Annotated in this window: 16 protein-coding genes; 12 read left to right on the forward strand and 4 right to left on the reverse strand. The window is 48.5% G+C overall.

What is annotated here, in order from left to right; all coding sequences use genetic code 11:
* Positions 1–11: 11 nt before the first annotated feature.
* Both HNR50_RS21010 and fabG read right to left on the reverse strand, forming a co-directional pair.
* Positions 12–1,331 (reverse strand): acetyl-CoA hydrolase/transferase C-terminal domain-containing protein, encoded by a 1,320-nt coding sequence (locus HNR50_RS21010; protein WP_221439952.1) that lies wholly within the window; start codon positions 1,329–1,331, stop codon positions 12–14.
* A 13-nt stretch (positions 1,332–1,344) separates the two neighbouring features.
* Positions 1,345–2,082: a 3-oxoacyl-ACP reductase FabG gene (gene fabG, locus HNR50_RS21015; protein ID WP_184748777.1), complete on the reverse strand. Its 738-nt coding sequence runs from the start codon at positions 2,080–2,082 to the stop codon at positions 1,345–1,347.
* A gap of 198 nt (positions 2,083–2,280) precedes the next feature.
* Between fabG and HNR50_RS21020 the strand changes: the two genes are divergently transcribed.
* The 9 genes from HNR50_RS21020 (at position 2,281) to HNR50_RS21060 (ending at position 11,912) form a co-directional block, all read left to right on the forward strand.
* Positions 2,281–2,919, forward strand: a complete 639-nt coding sequence (locus tag HNR50_RS21020; protein ID WP_184748778.1) for an HAD family hydrolase — start codon at positions 2,281–2,283, stop codon at positions 2,917–2,919.
* Between the two features lie 42 nt (positions 2,920–2,961).
* Entirely contained in the window at positions 2,962–4,710 is a 1,749-nt protein-coding gene (locus tag HNR50_RS21025) for a hypothetical protein (RefSeq protein ID WP_184748779.1), read from the forward strand.
* A gap of 65 nt (positions 4,711–4,775) precedes the next feature.
* Positions 4,776–6,209 (forward strand): ADP-dependent glucokinase/phosphofructokinase, encoded by a 1,434-nt coding sequence (locus HNR50_RS21030; protein ID WP_184748780.1) that lies wholly within the window; start codon positions 4,776–4,778, stop codon positions 6,207–6,209.
* 144 nt (positions 6,210–6,353) lie between these two features.
* A complete protein-coding gene (locus tag HNR50_RS21035; RefSeq protein ID WP_184748781.1) occupies positions 6,354–7,247 on the forward strand; it encodes a biotin--[acetyl-CoA-carboxylase] ligase in 894 nt (297 codons plus the stop codon).
* Positions 7,248–7,261: 14 nt separating this feature from the next.
* On the forward strand, positions 7,262–7,792 hold the full coding sequence (locus tag HNR50_RS21040) for a biotin transporter BioY (RefSeq protein WP_184748782.1): 531 nt from the start codon (positions 7,262–7,264) through the stop codon (positions 7,790–7,792).
* Positions 7,785–8,540 carry an energy-coupling factor ABC transporter ATP-binding protein gene (locus HNR50_RS21045; protein ID WP_184748783.1) on the forward strand — a complete coding sequence of 252 codons (756 nt, stop codon included), beginning with the start codon at positions 7,785–7,787 and terminating at the stop codon, positions 8,538–8,540. The genes HNR50_RS21040 and HNR50_RS21045 overlap by 8 nt, the downstream gene beginning before the upstream one ends.
* Positions 8,528–9,271, forward strand: coding sequence for an energy-coupling factor transporter transmembrane component T family protein (locus tag HNR50_RS21050; RefSeq protein WP_184748784.1), 744 nt, complete (start codon positions 8,528–8,530; stop codon positions 9,269–9,271). The genes HNR50_RS21045 and HNR50_RS21050 overlap by 13 nt, the downstream gene beginning before the upstream one ends.
* Positions 9,272–9,294: 23 nt before the next feature.
* The gene (locus HNR50_RS21055) at positions 9,295–10,272 is read left to right on the forward strand and encodes a glycosyltransferase family protein (protein ID WP_184748785.1); all 978 of its coding nucleotides are present in this window, start codon (positions 9,295–9,297) and stop codon (positions 10,270–10,272) included.
* Between the two features lie 68 nt (positions 10,273–10,340).
* On the forward strand, positions 10,341–11,912 hold the full coding sequence (locus HNR50_RS21060; protein WP_343060257.1) for a glucose-6-phosphate isomerase: 1,572 nt from the start codon (positions 10,341–10,343) through the stop codon (positions 11,910–11,912).
* Positions 11,913–11,966: 54 nt separating this feature from the next.
* Here the strand turns inward: HNR50_RS21060 and HNR50_RS21065 are convergent, their stop codons facing one another.
* On the reverse strand, positions 11,967–12,995 hold the full coding sequence (locus HNR50_RS21065; RefSeq protein WP_184748787.1) for a FecR domain-containing protein: 1,029 nt from the start codon (positions 12,993–12,995) through the stop codon (positions 11,967–11,969).
* 65 nt (positions 12,996–13,060) lie between these two features.
* Here HNR50_RS21065 and murD point away from each other — a divergent pair, with 65 nt between their 5' ends.
* Positions 13,061–14,440 carry a UDP-N-acetylmuramoyl-L-alanine--D-glutamate ligase gene (murD, locus tag HNR50_RS21070; RefSeq protein ID WP_184748788.1) on the forward strand — a complete coding sequence of 460 codons (1,380 nt, stop codon included), beginning with the start codon at positions 13,061–13,063 and terminating at the stop codon, positions 14,438–14,440.
* Here the strand turns inward: murD and HNR50_RS21075 are convergent.
* A complete protein-coding gene (locus tag HNR50_RS21075; RefSeq protein WP_184748789.1) occupies positions 14,437–15,285 on the reverse strand; it encodes a histidinol-phosphatase in 849 nt (282 codons plus the stop codon). The two genes, murD and HNR50_RS21075, sit on opposite strands and share 4 nt — an antisense overlap.
* A gap of 123 nt (positions 15,286–15,408) precedes the next feature.
* On the opposite strand from HNR50_RS21075, the gene ilvD reads away from it, so the two are divergent.
* Positions 15,409–17,244 (forward strand): dihydroxy-acid dehydratase, encoded by a 1,836-nt coding sequence (ilvD, locus tag HNR50_RS21080; RefSeq protein WP_184748790.1) that lies wholly within the window; start codon positions 15,409–15,411, stop codon positions 17,242–17,244.
* 43 nt (positions 17,245–17,287) lie between these two features.
* A complete protein-coding gene (locus HNR50_RS21085; protein WP_184748791.1) occupies positions 17,288–18,901 on the forward strand; it encodes a histidine kinase dimerization/phosphoacceptor domain -containing protein in 1,614 nt (537 codons plus the stop codon).
* Positions 18,902–18,920: the final 19 nt, after the last annotated feature.

Here is an 18,920-nt window from a genome sequence, read left to right on the forward strand (position 1 = left end):
TCCTTCCTTTTTCAGATGTATTTCAGCTTTCTCGCTTCATCGGTCAGCCGGTCCCGGAAATCCGGGTGGGCTATGGCGATGAGAGCCTTCACCCTCTGTGCGATGGTGCCCCCGCGGAGGTGGGCCACGCCGTATTCCGTGACGACGTAATCGATATCCTGCCGGGGAACCGTCACTTTGGCCCCTTCAGCCAGAACGGCTGTTATGGTTGATAGGGTTCCGCCTTTAGCCGTGGAGCGGAGAGCGATGATCCCCTTTCCCCCTTTGCTCATCACCGCGCCGCGGTGAGTGTCGAGCTGACCTCCCGTTCCGGAATACTGAACCGTTCCCAGAGACTCGGAACAGACCTGCCCCGTCAGATCGACGGAGATCGCCGTATTGATACTGACCATATTGTCATTCTGAGAAATCACATAAGGGTCATTGACATAACTTCCCCTGAGAATGAGAACCGCGGGATTGTCTGCCAGCCAGTCGTACATGCGCTGACTGCCCAGAGCAAAGGTGCAGATGAACTTGCCCGGCCAGAGAGTCTTTTTCTTATTTGTAATAACCCCGGCTTCGAAAAGATCGATCATCGATTCGGTAAACATTTCCGTATGTATGCCCAGGTCTTTCTTGTCGGAAAGAAGTCCGCAGACCGCGTTGGGAATCCCGCCGATTCCGACCTGAAGAGTCGCTCCGTCTTCAACAAGCTCCGCTATATGCCCCGCAATCGTTTTTTCAACATCGCTGGGCTCGAGGACTCCGATAGTGGGAAGATCTTTGCTGTACTCGACGATATAATCCACATCTTTCATATGAATCTGCGTATCGCCATGGGTCACGGGGACTTTATCGTTGACTTCCAGAATGACCATGTCGGCCATTTCAATAACTTCCTGTTCATAGACATTGCTCAGCCCCAGGCTGAAGAACCCGGATTTTTCCATCATGGAGCTGACAGCGCCCCAGTAAACCACGAAATCCCCGTCTTCTTTAAACGAGACGATTCTGTCCATGCCGGCGGCATGGAGATTGTTAGGGATATAATCGACGATGCGGTACCCGGCTTTCTGCGCCGCCCTGGTGGAAGGACCGAAAAACCAGTTGTCATTGCAGAAGACGCCTTCCGATTCAGGGTTCTCACAAAAAGGATAATGCCCGAAATTCAAGCAGGAGTTCACACGCAGAAAATCGAACTTCTCAGCATGCTTATGGATTTCGCCCATGAAACCCTGGGACTCCATGGATGCCATTCCCACGACGACGCTGGCCTTGCGGGGTATCTTCCCGATCGCCTCTTCCATGGACAGATATTTCTTTTCGTATTCTTTTTTCCAGTCTGTCACAACGGTCCTCCAATCAGATTTTAAGTCCGCCGTCCACACCGAGAATCTGCCCGGTAACAAAAGCCGATTTATCACCGGCGAGGAACGTTACGGCATTGGCGATATCTTCCGGTTCGCCCAGACGCCCGAGCGCCGTATTGCTTTCCATGAGATCCAGGACTTTCTGCGGCACGGCATCGGTCATGGGAGTGCGGATAAATCCCGGAGCCACGGCATTGACCCGGACCCTGGCACCTTTTCTGGCAAATTCTTTCGCCCATGTTTTAGTCATGGATATGACGCCGCCCTTGCTGGCCGCATAGTTGGACTGCCCCACATTGCCGTAGACGCCGACAACAGAGGACATATTTATGATCGATCCCGCACCCTTTTCCATCATTTTGGGCGCGATATATTTCGTCATATTAAAAACGCCCTTGAGGTTGATATTGAGGACAAAGTCCCAATCCTCTTCTGACATTTTCTGGATGAGATTGTCTCTTGTGACACCGGCATTATTGACCAGGACATCAATGGAACCGAATTGACCGACCATTTCATCTGTAAAGGCGGCAATGGCTTCGCTGTTCTGAACATCGAGGACGTATCCCCTGACATTGCTGTTGGCTTTTTCCATTTCTGCGAAAGTGGCATCAGACACATCGGTGGCGATTACCATCTTCGCTCCTTCAGCGGCGAACTGCTCGACGATTGTCCGGCCGATACCCCGGCCTCCGCCTGTAACGACGCATACAAGATCTTTAACACTCATTTTTATACTCCTTACAACCGGACCCTGCCGGCGCCACACGCAACCATGTGAATCACTTGTCATTTTTATAATTTATGTTACCACAGATCTGATCTCTGTAAAGGGAAAAAAAGATTTTTTTATTCATGTGATTCACATGCTCTTTTTACACGAAGATACTCACTTCTCCAAAGCGGCTCTTTATTCTATAATCTCCCTATGAAACAATATGTCACTTATCTCTTCGATGCCGACGGGACCCTTCTGGATACCTCGGAACTTATTTTTCAGAGCTTTTACCATACATGCCGGACTCACGGCGGTTTTGAAGTGGATCGGGAGACCATTTTCAAGGACGTCGGAATTCCCCTCAAAGTACAGCTGATCAAACTTCTGGGAGAGATGAGTCCCGAAGAGCTGGAAGCTGTTATTGAAACCCACCGGTCTTACCAGAAAACCATTTATGAAATGACACTGCGGCTCTACGGGGGCGTTAAGGAAGGATTGGTAAAATTGAAGGAACGGGGCGCCAGGCTGGGAATCGTAACGTCGAGAAACAGGGAGTCCCTCGACACCTATCTGAAACACACGGGAATCGACAGGCTGTTTGAAGTGGTGGCTTCTCCCGAAGATACCGCGAACCACAAACCGCACCCGGAACCGGTTTTATGGGCCATGAAGCAGTTCGGATCGGAACCGGACTCCACTGTTTTTGTCGGTGACGCTGTTTTCGACATTCTCAGCGGCAATGCGGCCGGCGTGGACACGGCGCTGATAACCTGGGGGCACAACGACCCGGAGGACATTGAAGCGGAACCGACCTGGGTCATTCATGATTTCAACGATCTCTTAAGCTGATTTTTTTATTGAATAATACCATATCGGCCCTATTATTATGGTATGGCAGCCATAAAAAAAATCTTATTGATCAGTTTTACCTTATTTGCTCTTCTCTCCTGCATGACCGGTTCGGGAAAGACAACCTCTACGGGAATGGATGTCGCTGAACTCGACAGTCTCATTCAGGATATGGCGGAGAGAATCATTCCTCTTCTTCCTGCGGAAAAGGAAGCAAATATCGCCGTCTACTATTTTACCGTCAACGGCGAAGAAAGCCCCTACAGCGATTACCTGATAAACAATCTGACAACGGAAATTGCCAACAGGGCACCGCAGAACTGTCACGTGGTAAGCCGGAAAGGGCTCGACCGGATAATGGACGAGTATTCCTTCCAGCTCTCCGACCTCGTCAGCGAAGAGACGCAGGTCAATATCGGAGAGCTGTTAGGCGCCGACACCATCATAACCGGGTATATAACCCCTCTGGGAGACAGTAACAGTATAAATGTTCAGCTCATGGATGTGCATACGGGTGCGGTCTCCGGCGGTTTTACAATGAACGTATCCGGAGACATACAGCTGGGCTCCGGACAGGTCAGCGACAGAATTACCATGGAGCGTCAGTATTCCACGACAAGCGGCGCCGCGACGACTACGACCATATACGAGAGTTTCGACGGCCCTGTTACAGAAGTGATGCCGGGATTTTTCGAAGAGCACTGGGGAGAGCACATTTTGACAATAAGCGGCGAAACCGATGTCGATCCCGGGGGATACGCTTACCTCAATTTCTCTGCCCAGCTGGATACGGACGATTACAGGGCCATCCGTGAAGATTCAGACATGACTTTTTATCTGGATCTGCCTCTCAACGCCCCGCCCCTTGACTCCGATGGCTTTTATGTAAAGGTAAAGCCCTCCGGTTTCACAGGCGCTTATATCATGGTGCGTCAGACAATCGATGATGAGCACATCGTTCTGGGCGTCCCCATCAGCTTGAGACAGGGGGAATGGAATGAGCTGCGGATCCCCTTCGGAAACCTGAAGCTCCTCGAAGGTGAGGATCGTATGGACAGGGAGGAAAATATATCCATAACGCTGGGAGTTCCCTACTTTGACAATGTCGTTCAGGGGTATCTGAAAGGCATTTCTGTTGAAGGCTCACTTTCTGTTGACGAGCTCGGTCTCTATTCTCTTAAAGAAAACATGGATGATCAGGGAATCATATCGACATTTGAAGATGAGATTCTCAAAGCAGTTCCCTCGCTCCATACAGAGGGAGGCCTGTTTTACGTAGATTATTCCAACAGCGATTCAGGCATGGAAAAACTGAACAGAGGAATAGAATCCAGCCGCCTGGAATGGCGCATAGCCGAATCGGGGCCGGTTGGGAAATTTTTCACGGTTGCCGGCGAATACAGGCTGAACGATCAGATCAATACGTTCCTCGATGAAGGAGGCGAAGTTGCTCTTGTCCTCGATCTCTTTTTTGAAAAAAGACCTGATGATTTTGAAAAACTGACATTCCTCCTGTCCTCGGAAGGACTGACCACAGGTTACCTCTACCTTTCCAATCCCGAAGAAGCCGAAGCTTTCGAAACCGATATCCGCACAGGCAGAAGCTGGTCGAGGGTTTCTATTGATTTTTCTGATCTTCTTTACAGCGAAGAGGATTCGGGAGCTGATTGGGACGATCCGGTCATGATGCGGACCATTTGGCCGATTGCCCCCTCCATTCTCAGAAATGCTCTCGGGGAAGAGGGCCTTCTTGAGCTGTCTCTGAATATTGATGAGCTGAGCTGGGAATAAGTATAAAAAAACGGCTTGCTTCCCTATGGGCCATACAATACTATACCTTCAGGAGGATTAAGAAATTGTCAAATCAGTCGCATAAGGATTCCTGGAAGAAAAATTACAGCACTGCCCCGGCGCAGCTTGAAAAAATGTCAAAAATAAAAGGGCTTATAAGTGCCTTTAATGCCAATATTGATGCGGTTATCAAAATATCGGGAAAAAAGATCGGTGAAATAATCGCTTCCGAATCATTGGACCCTGTCGCCCTGCTGAAAGAGGGAGAGACTTCGATAAACAGCAAAGAAGACTCGATAAGGGGAATAATCAAGTGTTTTGCCGGCGGAATAGCCGAAGAATGGTTAATTGAAGATGAAAAAGTGTATGGCTGGCTCAACGACACGATCGGTTACGATCAGCTCCAGATGGGCGGGCAGGGAGGAATCGTAGCCAATGCCATGGCGGTCTGCGGAGTCGATCCCGTATACGTTCACTGCGCATCCCTTCCTGAAGAGCAGGGAAAACTTTTTCTCGATCTTCCCAATCTCGTTTCGGTAGACGGCGCCGGCAATGTGAAAAAAGCCTATGAGATATCCCGCAAGGACCTCCCCCTTATTCACTGGATCATCGAATTCGACAAAGGCGATACTCTTGATCTGGGAGGGAAAACCATCACATGCCCCAAATCAAACCGCTTCATCGCCACTTATGACCCGCTGAACTTCAAACTGGACATTGATAAACCTTTTGCCGAACTATTCAATAAAGGGAAGGATCCCTTTGAATATATCATCCTCTCCGGATATCAGATGCTCAAGGAAAACCTTGAAGGCGGAGAGAAGGGTCTCGATAGAATAGACGAATCAATTGAAATCGTTGAAAAATGGCGTAAAGCCGCGGCAATGGACCATATCCTCCATTTTGAGGTCGCCTCCACCCAGGATAAAGTGATACGGAAAAATCTCCTGGATAAACTCGCTGTCCGTTCCGACAGTCTGGGCTTTAACGAAAGAGAGCTGATTGACATGCTGGAAGTTATCGGAGAAGAGGAACTGGCTTCGATATGTGACAAAAAGACAACCAGCTCAAATCTCTTCAAGGGCATGTTGAAAGTCTATGAGTACACAAAATGTCCGAGACTGCAGCTCCATATGTTCGGACTATATGTAACGCTTCAGAAAAAGGGCTTCTCCGTAACGCCGGAGCAGAACAGAAACGGAATGCAGCTTGCCGCTGTCATCGCAGCGGCCAAAGCAGGCACCGGTGCCATTAACAGCAAAGACGTTCTCATGTGGGCCGCCGGCCGCGAAGTCTCCGATACGGGTCTGGGCGAATTGAAATCGCTTTCGGAAGAAGTTGCTGAACTGTTCGGATCCAACGATATGCTGAACACAGGAATTTTTGAGAACGATGATCTGGAAATCATTGCTGTTCCTACAATTCTCATAGACAATCCCGTAACGCTCGTCGGAATGGGCGATACGATTTCATCGATCTCTCTTGTCGGTGCAAGATAAAAGACGATTTTGATGGCTGTTCCCCGGAGCAGCCTTTTTTTTCCTGTCAGGGATATATCGGATTGACTTTCCGCCCCCTTGTCGTTAACCTTTCAATTACCAATGGTTAACAAATCTATTTCAAGTAGAAAGATTATACTCTCCATGCTTAGAAACAGCAGAGAACCTCTCTCGGGAGAAAGAATTTCCAGAGAATTGGGCGTCAGTCGCGTCGCTGTCTGGAAACAGATTCAGAATCTCATAGAACTGGGATACGGCATTGAATCATCATCAGCCGGATATGCTCTGAAAGATGAGGCGGATCATCTCTACCCCTGGGAGTTCCCGCAGGAAAAACAGAACTACAATGCTTTTAAGGAATTGGACTCCACCATGACTGAAGCCAGAAAAATAGCTTTAAAAGGTTGTTCCGATTTTACGACCGTAGTGGCTGAAAAGCAGAATAAAGGGCGAGGAAGAGGTACAAAATCCTGGGATTCCCGGGAAGGCGGCTTGTATTTCACCTGGATAATTAAACCCGAGCTTCCCCTGGCCTATCACTATATTTATACAATCGGTGCCGTGGCAGCGCTTTCCCGGACTGTCAATGATTTATACGGAGTTGACGCCAGAGCCAAATGGCCCAATGACCTTGTTGCCCCGGAGGGAAAAGTGGCCGGTGTCTTATCAGAAATGGAATGCTCCGGCGAAAAAATCAGCTGGCTGAATCTTGGAATTGGAATCAATGTGAATAATAAGCTGGACTCGGAAGACAGAACATCATTAAAAGAGTTATCCGGTCATTCCATAGACAGAAAAGAACTTCTCAACAGTTTTGAAGAACAATTCCGCAGAATGCTTTCAAGGGAAACTCCGGGGTCAATCAGGGCGATGTGGGAGAACCGGAATTCCACGATCGGACAAGCGGTCCGCCTTCGATCGGAACAGGAAGGCCTGTTGACCGGCCGCGCAGTCGGACTGACGAAATCCGGCTCTCTCATCGTGAGAAAGGGAAAGATTGAAACAACAGCTCTCTTCGGAGACATATATGAAAAATAACAGGAGAAATCTGAATGAATGAAAAATCATCCATCCGCATGATGGTTATGTCCTCTCTCTTCGCCGCACTGACTGCGGTCGGCGCTTATATCGCCATACCCATAGGTCCCGTTCCAATAGTGCTGGCAAACTTTTTTGTCATGTGCGCCGGTCTGTTACTGGGAAAAAAATGGGCTCCGCTATCCATGATTGTCTATCTTGGGCTCGGCTTTGCCGGATTGCCCGTCTTCTCAGGCGGAGCATCGGGTCCGGCCGCCTTCGCCGGTCCCACTGGCGGTTTTCTCATAGCTTATGTCTTGTCTGCTCTGACTATCGCGATAATCAGCGGTTCGGGAGAAACAAGGCTCTGGAAAGACATTGCTGCTGTCCTGGCAGGAATTGCCATCGTCTATTTAGTTGGAGTCCCCTGGTTGAAAATAAGCCTCGATATGGATTGGGCGAAAGCTATGACGGCGGGCATGCTTCCTTTCATACCGGGTGATATGCTCAAGGGAGCCGCCGCAGTTGCAATCGTGAAATACCTTCGGCCGCGATTTAATGACTGAGAACACTCCGATCATTGAAATATCCCGATTATCTCATATCTTTTCCGACGGAACGATGGGGTTGTCTGATATAACCTTCTCGGTGAACAGGGGAGAGTTTCTTATTATCTCCGGCCCGAACGGAAGCGGAAAAAGCGTTCTGATGAAACATCTGAACGGTTTGCTCTCCCCTTCCGAAGGAGACATACTGATCGACGGTGTTCCGCTATCCGGGGATCTGATTTCAGTAAGGAAAAAAATCGGCCTGGTATTTCAGGATGCGGACAGTCAGATTATCGGTCAGACTGTTGAAAAAGATGCCGCCTTCGGTCCGGAAAACCTCCGCCTGTCCAGAGAGGAAATTGACAGGAGAGTGCATAGCGCTCTGGATGAGGTAAAACTACTCCATAGAAAAAAGTCCCGTCCCCATATTCTTTCGGGTGGGGAGAAAAGGCGGCTTGCCGTTGCGGGAATTCTCTGTATGGAACCGGAACTGTTTATTTTCGATGAACCCTTTTCCAATCTCGATTATTCGGGAGTCAAACAGGTCCTTCACCAACTGGTGGACCTCCATGAAAAAGGACATACCATCATTGTAATCACTCACGACCTCGGCAAAGTTCTGGCTCACGGAACAAGGCTCATTATAATGGAAAAGGGAAGAATTGTCGCAGAGGGTCAACCGGATGGCCTTCTCGATTCGCTTGAGCAATGGGGTATAAGACGTCCGAAAGGCCTGAAAAGCGGAGACATGACATGGCTGAGGTAGAGTTTTTCCACTATCGCGCCGGTTCCGGATTTCTTTACTCGCTCAACACAGGCATCAAATACCTCTGCGCACTGCTTCTCTCTGTGACACTTTTCCATAGTTCGGTCCTGGAATTATCGGCTCTGACTCTGATCATACTGCCTCTGCTGGCCCTGGCTCTGAAACCATCTCCCGCCTCCCTGATAAAAAGAATGAGAGAAATGAAAGGGTTTCTCTTTTTACTCCTGCTGGTCGCCTCGATAAGGGGGTTCAGCTCTAGCGGACCGATTGAAGAGAGATGGCTTTTCAGCGGTCTTTACTGCTGGAAGATAATCATGCTTCTCATAACGGGCCAGGTCCTGATTCAAACGACCGATCCTTCCGAACTGCACGGCGCCCTATATCGTTTTCTGAGAAAAATCCCTTTTGTTCCCGCCGGACCGGCCGCCACCATGCTCTCCCTGACCATTGCGTTCATACCCCTTATATTCGATCAGTACAGCGAAATCCGTCAGGCCGCCGAATCCAGGCTTTCCGGGTTAAACCGGAATCCTTTCAGCCGGATATTCCATATGGGCCTCCCTTTATTGGAAACGACTTTGACCCGTGCCGATGAAATCTCCGCGGCAATGGAAAGCCGCTGCTATAACCACAACCCCACTCTCCCCGAAGCGGCATTGTCCCGCAAAGACATAGCTTTACTGCTGGCTGTTATTTTATCAGCCGCGACGATTTTCATTTTTAATTATTGAAAAGCCCATTATAATTATCAGTGATGATCAGTGCCGTACTATTAGCAGGATACAACAATAAGCGAGCCGTAGAACAATATCGCCGTATAGTCGAAAGCGATTACGGAGAACGTTTTATCGAAAAAGGCTACAAACCTCTTCACGAATTTTCCGTTTCCATAAATGGCGAAACAGTCAGCAAACCGCTGCTTCAATTTACGCTTGAAGTCCTGTTGGCTGACGACCAGATTAGCGATATCGTAATCGTCGGACACAAAGAAAGGATCGAAGGCCGTTTGGACAAAGTTCTGGCCGGTGCCGGGAAACCTCTGCGGATTATTGACCAGAGAGATCCGATTCCCGTCGAAGCCGCCGAGGCTCTGAAAGTGAACCGGAAAGAAACGCCGCCCCAATCCGTAGGGGACAATGTGATCAAAGGTTACTGGGCCTCCCGTTCGGGATCGGAAAAGCAACCGGCGCTTTTCGCCGCATCGGACTCGCCTTTCACCTCTATGGATTTCATTAACAGGTTTCTGGCTAATTGCGCCTCCCTGTCCGGAGACCCGGCTATCGTTATGCCGGCCATATACACAGACCCGGTTAAAGATAACCTGGGAAGAACGCCGCTTCTCCTGATAAACGATACGGAATACACCATTCCGGAAAAAAAAGACCGGTACGGCCGGAACGGCTTCCGCCTTTCTTCCATACTGTATGCCAATCCCTTCAGATTTGATGTCAACATGACAAATGTCATGTACAGCATGAGAAAAGCTCTGAATCCCAAAACCCAGATGAAAATCTTCCGCATTGGCAGGGAGGTGGGTTATCCGGGAATTTACAGCCGCTATTTTCTGAAAAAAACACTTTCCATCCGACAGTGCGAAGCTATCTGCACCGCCTTTTTTAAAGGCCCCTTTACCAGCCTTCCCATGCACGATATCAAATCCACCTACGATTTTGACGGCACGGAAAGGGAATATATTGAAATCAGCCGTATGCTGGAACAACAAAAACCCTAATCTTCTATTGAACAACAGTCTCTCTTTCAATAGTATTTATTACAAATATAGGAGTAACGTACATGTCAATAAAATACGAAAATCTCGATACTCTGAAAGCTTTTAAAGAGCTTCGGGCTGTTGAGACTTCCGTCGATCTTAAAGAGGAGCTGACAAGAGAGAGAATTCTCCGGTACAGCGCTCCTGCAGGCGGCGGATTAACTTACAATTATGCCGCTAAAGCGGTCAATGATGAAATCGTCGGAATCCTTCAGAAACTGTCCGATGAACAGCAGCTTGTGGCCAAGTACAAAGAAGTCCTGAACGGAGAGTTTATCAACACCGGTGAAAACCGGAAAGTCCTTCATCACCTGACAAGAGGACAGCTCGGCAGCGACGTGACTTTTGAAGACAAAAACCTGAGAGATTTTTACGTGGAACAGCAGAACAGAATCCGCGAATTCTCCTCTAAAGTCCACAAAGGTGAAATAAAAGGATCGACGGGAAAACAGCTGGATACAGTCGTTCAGATCGGTATCGGCGGTTCCGACCTCGGTCCCCGCGCCATGTACCTCGCTCTTGAAAATATCTACGATGTGGAAATGGAAGGCCATTTCATATCAAACGTTGACCCTGACGATGCCAACGCCGTTCTCGGAAGACTGAACTTCGAAACAACGCTTTTCGTACTCGTGTCAAAAAGCGGTACCACTCAGGAGACGCTGGCAAACCGGAATTTCGTTCTGGAAAAGACCAGACAGGCCCACATACACGGATTCAATCCCTCAAAGCATATGGTCGCCGTAACAAGCGAGACAAGCCCTCTCGCCGGTTCAGATGAATATCTCGATTCATTCTATATGGATGACTTCATCGGAGGCCGGTATTCATCGACAAGCGCCGTTGGCGGTGTCGTTCTTTCTCTCGCTTTCGGCAGCGAAGTGTTCGACCAGTTTCTCGCCGGAGCCAATGATGCCGATAGAGCGGCTCTGGAACTCGACCTGAGAAAAAATGCCGCTCTCATGGACGCCATGATCGGTGTCTACGAAAGAAATATTCTCGGATACGGGCAGACTGCGGTTCTCCCCTATTCCCAGGCTCTCAGCCGTTTTCCCGCCCATTTGCAACAGATGGATATGGAAAGCAACGGCAAGAGCGTCAACAGGCGGGGCGAACCATTGAACTATCAGACCGGTCCCGTAATCTTCGGAGAGCCCGGTACGAACGGGCAGCACTCCTTTTATCAGCTTCTCCATCAGGGAACTGATATCGTGCCTCTCCAGTTTATCGGCTTCAAAGACTCTCAGATTCCCTTCGATCTCGATTATGAAGGTTCCACCAGCCAGCAGAAACTGAAAGCCAACCTGGTTGCCCAGATCGTCGCATTCGCCAAAGGGAAAGAGGATAAGAACAGCAATAAAAACTTTGCCGGCCAGAGACCGTCATCGCTCATTTACGGATTGCAGCTCACAGCACGCTCTCTGGGAGCTTTACTGGCTCACTTCGAGAACAAAGTTCTGTTTCAGGGATTTGTCTGGAACGTCAACTCATTCGACCAGGAAGGCGTTCAGCTCGGTAAGGTTCTGGCGAAACAGGTTCTTGCCGGCGGAGACGCGATGGATGAAGCTCTGAAAGCTTTTTCCGATTTATTGGAAATCTGATTTCTCTCTTCTGGATATTGAAAAGCCCCCGGATAAATCATTCGGGGGCTTTTTTCATGAATTCTCTCCTTCCGGAACTTCACTGCCATCTGTATTTTTTTCAGGGGGAGGAACCCACCCGTCAGGAGGATCGGGAAGTGTCGAACTGTTAATCAGAAGTATGAGGCCGGAGATGAAAGATGCGGCTCCGACAGAGATCATCCCGATTCCCAGACTCTTTTCATCCATAAGGCTGTAAGCCGCCGTCCCGCCGCCGGCCAGAAGAATTCCGGCGAGAGTCAAACCTCCTCCCGAACGCTCCAGACGCCTTTTCTCGCCGAAAATCTTAGCTGTATAATAATCATCTTCCGCAGAGCCGTCCGATAGGGCGACGACCTGGGCATCTTCTTTCTCAATCATCTGATAGACAAATTTGTTTTCTTCCCAGAACCGGTCTATCTCCTGATCGATCTGGTAGACGACCAGAGGTTCGTCAGTTGTTCCGGTTGATGTGACCACCATCTGGTCCGTTTCAATGAGAACCTCCTTAATCTCCCTGGTCTCCTTGTCCTCCTGCAGAACCTGTACAGCTCCTTCGAAGCAATAAACTGAAGTAATGGCCTCATTGGTTTCGTCTGCCGAGAAATTTTCCCCGAATGTCAGGTCATACCCGAAGTCCGTACCGCGCACACCGGCTGTCGTACCGGACCCCATCACTTCGAATTTGTCCTCATCGGTCAGTTTGTTTATCTTGGCCCTGATTCTCCCATAGGCGACACTGATCGTGCCTCCGCCGGAATTACCGATCCGTTCAAAAGCGAAAGTGGTGTTTTCAGCTATTTTTATCAGGCTGGCATTTGAGGTTACCTGTATTTCCAGAAAAGTGTCTTCCTCAGTCAGAATCGTGTCGCCCTTGTAAAGAAGCATACCTAGCACATCATCGTAGTCGACTTCATAAAATGAAGTCTCTCCATCACGGACCAGAGTGAAGCCATCTCCTTCTGCATAAACGATAACGGCTGATCCGCTTTGACCGTATAGGCTGGCGGTTGCGGCAAAAAGTAAAAACGCGAATATTAATTGTTTGAATTTCCCCTTTTTCATACTTAAAGTGTATCGCCGGAATCGCCTTCTTGCAAAGAAGGTTTGTTTTTTTATAAGATGAGTCAATGACTATAACGAGAAATGCACTAAAAGACAGTAAAATCACCGTCATGGGACTGGGGCTTCATGGCGGAGGAATTGCCACAGCCCGTTTTCTGGCCGAAGCGGGAGCCCGTGTAACAGTAACTGACCTGGGAAGCCCGGAGAAACTCGCCTCTTCAATTGAGCAGTTATCGGGCCTCGACATACAATACGTACTGGGGGAACACAGGGAGAAAGATTTTACCGAAGCCGATCTCGTTATTAAAAACCCCGCCGTACCTTCGGGATCGCCTTTTTTGAAAATGGCGAAACAGATTGAGACCGATATTTCCCTTTTCCTTCAGCTGACTGATAATCCGCTGATCGCCGTTACAGGCAGCAAAGGGAAATCCACAACAGTTTCGGCGATCCATCACGTTATGAAAATGGCTGATCCGCGGACAAGGCTCGGGGGCAACATAACCGTATCGCCTCTCTCATTTATCAACGAACTGGGAAAAGACGATCTGGTCATTCTGGAACTCTCCTCCTGGCAGCTCCACGATCTCGGAGAGAGGGATCTGCTCAAACCCGATATAGCGCTTATTACCAACATCATGTACGACCATCAGAATCGTTATTCGACTTTCCGCGATTACGTGAACGATAAAAAACTGATATACCGCAATCAGAAACCGGGACAGGTCTCCATCTTTGGAGAAGACAGCTGGGCTGAGGAATTCTGCAGCGAATCGCGGGGTGATGTTTATCGTTTTTTTCAGAACAAACCATCAGAACCCATTACAGGCCGTTGCGGCTGGCTCGAAGAAAACAGAGGCTTTTTTACAGAAAGCGGTTCTGAGATAATCGAGATCGTACCGGAGACTCTCTCTGTTCCGGGAGAACACTTCCGTCTCAATATGCTTATTGCCGGTATGGTTCTCTATAAAGCGGGCTTGAAACCTGAGCTTATACGGGAGGGTTTGTCCGGATTTAAAGGCGTTCCTCACAGAATGGAACATTTCGCCACAAAAGAAGGTATTGATTTTTACAATGATTCGGCGGCCACCATTCCCGAAGCCGTCGCTGCCGCTGTTGAAAGCTTTAAAAATCCCCCGGTACTCATTACCGGAGGCACGGATAAGGAACTGAAATTCGAAGTTCTGGGAGACGCTCTGAAGGGCGCGAAGGGGATTTTCCTCCTCGAAGGAAGCGGAACAGACAAAATCATGCCCGTTCTCAGAAGAAATGGGATCAGCTGGAACGGTCCTTACAAGTCTCTGAAGGAAGCGCTGGAAGAAGCCTATAAGATCGCTTCCCGGGGAGATGCGATCATTCTCTCCCCGGGCTGTACGTCCTTCGGAATGTTTCTCAATGAATTTGACAGAGGAGACCGTTTCAGAGAACTGGTCGGCGATCTTTAAATCTCAATGGGAAAAGACGTCCAACCGCTGCCCTGCAGGGTATGGAGCTCTTTGTATCCGCATTCGCTTATAATCTGCAGGGCTTCATTGAAGTAGAAATCAATATGTTCCGGCACATGAGAATCGGCGTTGAGCATAAGCGGAATCTTCCTGACCGAAGCTTCTCTGATAATCCAGGGCGAGGGATAAACCGAATCGGTCGCTCCTCTTGAAATACCGCCGGTATTCACCTCTACGACAATATCTCTCTCTTTCAGATAATCCAGAGTGTTCAAAACCTGTTTCCGGTACCAAGGCTCATCTTCATTGAAATAACGGTTATCCCTGTTTCTCTTTTTTATCAGGTCGAGGTGTCCGAGAATATCAAAACCGCCTTTTTCCGCCATTTCACAGATAAGTGAATAATATTTATCCGAAACTCTCTCCATTGAACCGCCGTATACATCTTCAATCAGTTCAATCAGATGAGCTTCCGGACCGTCTACGGCCAGAAATTTATGGATCTCAAGTGATTTGATCATATGTACCGAGCCTATGGCATAATCGAGATTCAGTTTTAAAAACTTCTCTGACGAAGGGCCGCTCACCCCTTCAATATAATCGATCTCGAGACCTTTCCAGATCTCCAGCTTTCCGGCGTACTCCGCCTTCAGCTCATCTATATGTTTCAGGTAGACAGGCAGATCGGCTTCGCTTATTGTCCATTCGGGCTCCGACGCAATAGGGGCATGGGAGGAGAAACCCAGAATGTCGAAATTTCTGGCAAGGGCTTCTTCGACAACATCTTCCGGCTTGCCGGAACCGTCACAGTAATCACAATGAGTATGGAAATTGCTTTGTATCATGTTGTAATTTTTCCTTTTTTTTCAGATTTTGTCATTCACGAAACAGGGATTTTATGAAAATATAGTAATACTACAGAAACTTAACTAATACTTAAGATCAGCAGATGCTGAAGGAGAGAGAATATGCCGAATAAATTGAGAAGCGCTGAGACCAGGACGGGAAGAAGGATGGCTGGAGCCAGAAGTCTCTGGCGGGCCAATGGTATGAAAGAAAGCCAAATGGATAAGCCTGTCATCGCCATTGCCAATTCGTTCACTCAGTTTGTTCCCGGCCACGTTCATCTCCACGAAACAGGTCAGATGGTCAAAAAGATCATTGAAGAGAGAGGCTGTTTCGCTGCCGAGTTCAATACCATTGCCATCGATGACGGTATCGCCATGGGACACGACGGAATGCTCTATTCCCTACCCTCCCGTGAAATTATCGCTGATTCGGTTGAGTATATGTGCAACGCCCACAAAGCCGATGCCCTGGTATGTATCAGCAACTGCGATAAAATCACTCCTGGAATGCTTATAGCTACCATGAGACTCAATATTCCCACGATTTTCGTTTCCGGCGGACCGATGGAGGCCGGAGTCTCCGGATCGGAAAAATTTGACCTTGTAGATGCCATGGTCGCCGGCGCGGATTCGACTGTTAGCGATGAAAGAGTCGAGGAAGTGGAGAGAAACGCCTGCCCGACCTGCGGCTCCTGTTCGGGAATGTTTACAGCCAATTCCATGAACTGTCTTGTGGAAGCTCTGGGACTGGGATTGCCCGGAAACGGAACGATTGTGGCGACCCACGGGAAGAGGCTTTCTCTTTTTGAAGAAGCGGGAGCCTTGATTGTCGACCTGGCTGAGCGGTATTACAGCGGCGGAGACGATTCGGTACTCCCCCGATCAATAGCGACGAAAAAAGCCTTTGAAAACGCGATGTCCCTCGATATAGCAATGGGAGGCTCGACTAATACGGTACTCCATCTTCTGGCCGTTGCCAATGCTGCGGAAGTCGATTTTACCATGAACGATATTGACAGGCTTTCCCGGCAGATTCCCTGTATCTGTAAAGTGAGCCCCAATTCCCGCTATCACATTGAAGATGTGAATCGCGCAGGAGGCATTATCGCCATCCTGGCCGAGCTGGACAGAGCGGGACTGATAGACACTTCGGTCGGCCGTATCGATACACCCGACCTGGCCGCGGCCCTGAAAAAATATGATATTCTCAGCCCTGCGGCTGAAGGAGAAGCCGTGAAGAGATACTTCGCTGCTCCGGGCCGCGTCAGATCTCTGACCATGGGTTCGCAGGAAAAATACTATGATGAAGCCGATACTGACAGAGAAAAAGGATGCATCCGCAACGTTGAGCACTGTTATGATGTCGAAGGCGGGCTGGCAGTGCTTTTCGGAAATATGGCTGAAAAGGGCTGTATAGTCAAAACGGCCGGCGTCGATCCATCCATATACAAATTCAAAGGTCCCGCCAAAGTGTATTATTCTCAGGACGCCGCCTGTGATGCCATACTTGACCGTAAAGTAAAATCGGGAGATGTCGTCATTATCCGCTATGAAGGTCCGAAAGGCGGGCCGGGAATGCAGGAGATGCTCTATCCCACCTCATATCTCAAATCAGTTCATCTCGGCAAGGAGTGTGCTCTTATCACTGACGGACGCTTTTCCGGAGGCACGTCAGGGCTGTCCATCGGACATGTATCTCCCGAAGCGGCAGCCGGAGGCGCCATAGCTCTGATAAGGGAAGGGGATACAATCGAAATTGATATTCCCGAAAGAAAGATCAACATACTCATAGACGACAGCGAACTGGCGAGAAGACGGAAGGAGGAGGAAGCCAAAGGAAAGGACGCCTTCAAACCGGCTGGAAGAAACAGAAAAGTCTCTACGGCGCTTAAGGCTTATGCCCTTCTGGCAGCCTCAGCTGACCGGGGAGCAATGAGACAACTGCCGGAGGATTAATTTTTTCCTTGTCTCACTGTCTCTTTGCCTCTAGAATTCAATTGTGAGCAATAAAGAAAACGATACTTTACATTTTCTCTCGGAAGATCCGGTTAAGGATAAGATACAGAAGTCTCCCTCCATGCCCTGGAAAATTATCGTGGCGGATGACGATGAGGAAGTGCATGCCGTAACCGCCCTGGCGCTAAGCAATTTTCAATTTAAAGGAAGAAACCTTGAAATTCTGAGCGCCTATTCCACGGCGGAAACAGAAAGACTCATAAAGGAGAATTCCGATACGGCTGTCATACTCCTCGATGTTGTCATGGAGAGCCATGATTCCGGTCTCGAACTCGTCCGCTATATCAGGAATGAGGTTGAAAACGATCTGGTCAGAATTATTCTCAGGACCGGTCAGCCGGGATATGCGCCGGAAATGGAAGTCATACTCAACTACGATATCAATGATTACAAAGAAAAGACTGAACTGACCTCGTCCAAGCTCGTAACGACTCTCATCGCCTCTTTAAGGAATTTTGATGATCTTCAGCGAATAGAGCAGAACAGGCAGAGCCTCGAACTGGTAGCCGCCAGTTCGGTAGAAATGCACAGCCAGAAAGACAAGGATAAATTCGGGGAGTTTATGATTTCCAGCCTCGACAGTATCTTGAAAAAATTTGATCCTCAATGCCGTCCTTCTTTATTTCACGGTTATTTTACACAGGGAGGAGAGCAAGTAAGAATTCTGAACGGTTCAGGAAACTTCGGGACTCAACAGGAAGATCTGAAACCGGGCGATTTTCTAAATGATGACCTCTTAGCAGAATTGAGTGAGCCGGGCGATGAAAACAGCATCTTCTACCGCGAAGGATCGGCCCTTCTCCATTTCCATTCAATCGGCGGGAATGAAAGAATAGTGTTCATAGAAGATGTACCGGTGCTTAATACAATCCAAAAAAGTATCCTTCTCACCTTTGCCAACCATATAACCACAGTTTTCAATAATATTGAGCTGATGGAAGAACAGCTGCAAAAGGAAAATGAGATCAGAAAATCTCTCGATGAAAAACTGATACTGGTAAAAGAGATACACCACAGGGTTAAGAACAATCTGCAGATTATCTCCTCTCTCCTCCATATGCAATCCATAAACGTTGAGGACCCCAAACTTCTCGATGTTCTAAAGGAGAGTGAAAACAGGGTTCAGTCCATGTCACTTGTTCATGAAAAGCTCTATCAATCCGATCTTATGGCCACTATTGATTTTAACGAATATATTACATCACTGGCGGAGAGACTGATTCACACCTACAGTGTCAGCTCTGAAATCGGATTGAAAATCGAAACCGATCCGCTGATGCTTAGTATAAACACAGCCATTCCCTGCGGGCTTATCGTCAACGAAATACTGACAAACTCCATAAAATACGCTTTTCCCGGCGACAGGCAGGGGACAATTTCCATCTTCATGAAAGTTGATGGCAATGTCATTTCACTGACTATCAGCGATGACGGCGTGGGACTCCCCGAGGATTTTGATCCTTCAAAAACCAAATCACTCGGAACCAAACTTATAAGAGTTCTGAGCGACCAGATTGATGGGGATCTTCAGATAAACAGAGACAGGGGAACCTCCTACACTCTTAATTTCAGCGAATCGGCTCAAAGAGAATCGTGAGAGCTTGAAGCATTTAAAC

This window comes from Spirochaeta isovalerica, from assembly GCF_014207565.1.
In the GTDB taxonomy this organism is placed as follows: Bacteria; Spirochaetota; Spirochaetia; order DSM-2461; family DSM-2461; genus Spirochaeta_F; species Spirochaeta_F isovalerica.